Source organism: Roseateles sp. P5_E11, assembly GCF_054049355.1.
Window position 1 is genome coordinate 1 of sequence record NZ_JBFUMO010000615.1, and the last position, 3,296, is coordinate 3,296.

General features: G+C 66.1%; 2 protein-coding genes. Both read left to right on the forward strand.

Annotation, left to right across the window (positions count from 1 at the left end; genetic code table 11):
- Positions 1-442: oligopeptide/dipeptide ABC transporter ATP-binding protein (locus ACXJKR_RS27920; RefSeq protein ID WP_457325599.1), on the forward strand; the 442-nt coding region annotated here is incomplete at its 5' end.
- 166 nt (positions 443-608) lie between these two features.
- The coding region (locus tag ACXJKR_RS27925) for a TonB-dependent receptor (protein ID WP_457325600.1) at positions 609-3,296 on the forward strand (2,688 nt) is incomplete at its 3' end.

Below are 3,296 nucleotides of genomic sequence, written 5' to 3' on the forward strand. Positions count from 1 at the left end.
ACGCATCGTCGTCGCCGACGAGCCGGTCAGCGCGCTGGACGTGTCCATCCAGGCCCAGATCCTGAACCTCTTCATGGACCTGCAGGACGAGTTCGGCACGGGCTATGTGTTCATCTCGCACAACCTCAGCGTCGTCGAGCATGTGGCCGACGAGGTCATGGTGATGTACCTCGGCACAGCCGTGGAGATCGGCGAGAAGAAGCGGCTGTTCGCGGCACCCCTGCACCCCTACACGCGGGCGCTGATGAGCGCGACACCGGCGCTGCGCAAGGCCGACCGGCGCGAGCGCATCGTCATCCATGGCGAGCTGCCCAGCCCGCTGAATCCGCCGAGCGGCTGCAGCTTCCACAAGCGCTGCCCGCTAGCCGTGCCGCGCTGCAGCGAAGAGGTGCCGCTGCTRCGCGAGGTGGACGGGCGGCGCGTCGCCTGCCACGTCGTTTGACGTGACTCGCAGGTGAGGCGCGGCGGGCATAACCGCCGTACATGCCCCGCCGTCATTCCGTGATGCGCGGAGTGTTGCYCCGGTGCCGACTTCGCGGGCTTGGCCCCTGATGGGGTGTGACTTGCGTCGCAAGAATCTTTGCATTCGGCAACGCAAGGACAACACCATGAGATTCCAGCCCACTCCCATCACCTGTGGCTTCGCCGCCCTGCTGATGAGCCTGCAGGGCGCAGCCCTGGCCCAGCAGGCCAACGCCCCGGACAGCGCCAAGGCCAAGGCCGACGCGCAGGCGCTGGAGAAGGTCGTCATCACGGGCATCCGCGCCTCGCTGGAAAGCTCGCTGGACGCCAAGCGCAACGCCTCGGCCAACGTGGACGTCATCACGGCCGTGGACGTGGGCAAGATGCCCGACAAGAACCTGGCCGACTCCCTGCAGCGCGTCGTCGGCGTGGCCGTGCGCACGGACTACGACGAGGCCGAGAAGGTCGCCATGCGCGGCACCAACCCCGACATGTCGCTGATCCTGTTCAACGGCCACACCGTCTCTGGCGGTGACTGGTACCTGTCCGACCAGGCCTCCAGCAGCCGCTCCACCAGCCTGTCGCTGATGCCCTCGTCGGTGCTGAACTCGGCCACCGTCTACAAGACCTCGCAGGCCAATATCCTGGACGGCGGCTTGGCCGGCACCATCAATGTGACGACCCGCAAACCCCTGGACAATCCGAAGGGCTTCAGCGGCGTGGTCAGCGCCGGCGCCGTGTACGCCGACCTGCCCGGCAAGACCAGCCCGCAGCTCAACGCCAGCCTGAACTGGAAGAACGAAGACAGCACGCTGGGCTTCATCGGCCAGGTCTTCGCCGAGAAGCGCTACATCCGCCGCGACACCGCCTCGCGCTTCGCCTACGGCGCCAACTCCGGCTGGGACCAGATCAACACGGCCACCATGCTGGGCATCACCGACGCCTCGCTGGCAGRCACACCCTACAAGGCAGCGGACTTGAACGGCGTGCGCCTGCCCGGCTCGATGTCCACCGAATTCGTGGAAGGTGTGCGCGACCGCAAGGGCGGCATGTTCTCCGGCCAGCTCAAGCCCACCAGCAATACCGAAGTCGGCCTGACCGGCTTCTACTCCAAGATGAACGCAGCCAACTTCGGCCGCGCGACCATGGGCGCCATTTACCAGATGCTGGCCGGCCAGTCCGGCCCGCTGGGCGGCACCACGGCCACCAACGTCAACGGCCAGCGTGTCTATGCCTCCATAAAAAACCCGGTAATCGTCGAAGAGGAGACCATCTACGGCCACAAGCTGCGCGTGCTGAAGTCCGCGGAAATCTCTTACGCGAACGGCCTGCCGGCCCAGTACGCCGGCGACTCCGAAGGCTTCTACCGCAGCGGCGCGTACGCCAGCTCCGGCTTCCTGGACCTGGATGGCAAGTGGGTCGTCAATGACAAGCTGACCCTCAAGGGCCTGCTGAGCACAACCAAGGGCGTCGGCCACACCGACATGGACCGCGGCCTGACCTACTCGCGCTACGGCCAGGGCATCAAGTACGACATCACCGACCTGGAGAAGGCGCCGGACTTCAGCTGGATCAACGCCGGCAGCGGCACCACGCCCCTGGCCAGCAGCGCGGCCGCCGGCACGCCCGGCTACCGCCTGACCGGCCGCAGCGGCCTGAACCGCTACCACACCATCGACAGCGAGAAGAGCTTCGCCATCGACGGCGAGTACACGCAGGACAGCGGCATCTTCAGCTCGATGAACTTCGGCTTTCGCAACGCCGATCACCGCCGCCAATACGGCCTGTCGACCGTGGCCTTGAAGTCCGCTTTCGTGGCAGCCAACGCGCCTGACCCGGCCCTGGCCGTGCCCTACCCCGGCGACTTCGGCCAGTACCTCGGCGGCAACTTCGACAACTCCGGCTTCTATTTCTCGCGGGACACGCTGACCAGCCTCTTCGGCGACCTGGCCAAGCAAACCAACTCTCAATGGGAGMGCCGCATCTCCGGCTCCATCGACCTGCGCGAAGTGCAGAGCGCGGCCTACCTGATGCAGAACTTGGAAGGCGAGAAGTGGTCCGGCAATGTCGGCCTGCGCCTGGTGCGCACGACCGTCACCTCCCGCACCCCCGTGCCGATTCCGGCAGGCGCCTGCCTGCGCATCGAGCCGGGCAAGCCCTATGTGCCCTGCGCCGCCTACCCGGACGCCATCCTCGACGTCAGCGAAGGCCAGCCCTACTACGACAACGTGCCCTTCAACGGTGCCACGGGCGTGATCTACCGAAAGGAGAGCACCCGGCGCACATTCGACGACATCCTGCCGAGCCTGAACCTGCGCTATGAGTTCGCCACGGGCCTGGTCGGCCGCCTGGGCCTGTCCAAGACCATCGGCCGCCAGAACTACAACCTCTACGGCGCTACCTATTCAGCCCAAGCCTGCAACTCGCAGGGCTGCACGGTGACCGGCCCGAACCCGAACCTGACGCCGATGAGCTCACGCAACCTGGACATCTCGGTGGCCTGGTATTACGACAAGCGCGCCATGCTGGCGCTCTCCGGCTTCAGTTCGCTGATCGACGGCTACGCCAAGACCGGAGGCACGTCGTCGGGCCAGACCGTCGAGCTGTACGACGGCACGACCAACCAGTACCGCACCTACCTGATCAACAGCTCAACGCAGCAGAAGGCCCGCATCCGCGGCCTCGAGCTGTCATGGGAACAGCCGATCGCCTGGGGCTTCGGCTTTCAGTCCAACGCCAGCTACACCGAGACGCGCGTCGAAGACGGCCGCCCGATGACCGGCGCTTCCAAGATTGCCGGCAATGTGGGCGGGTACTGGGAAAACGACGTGTTC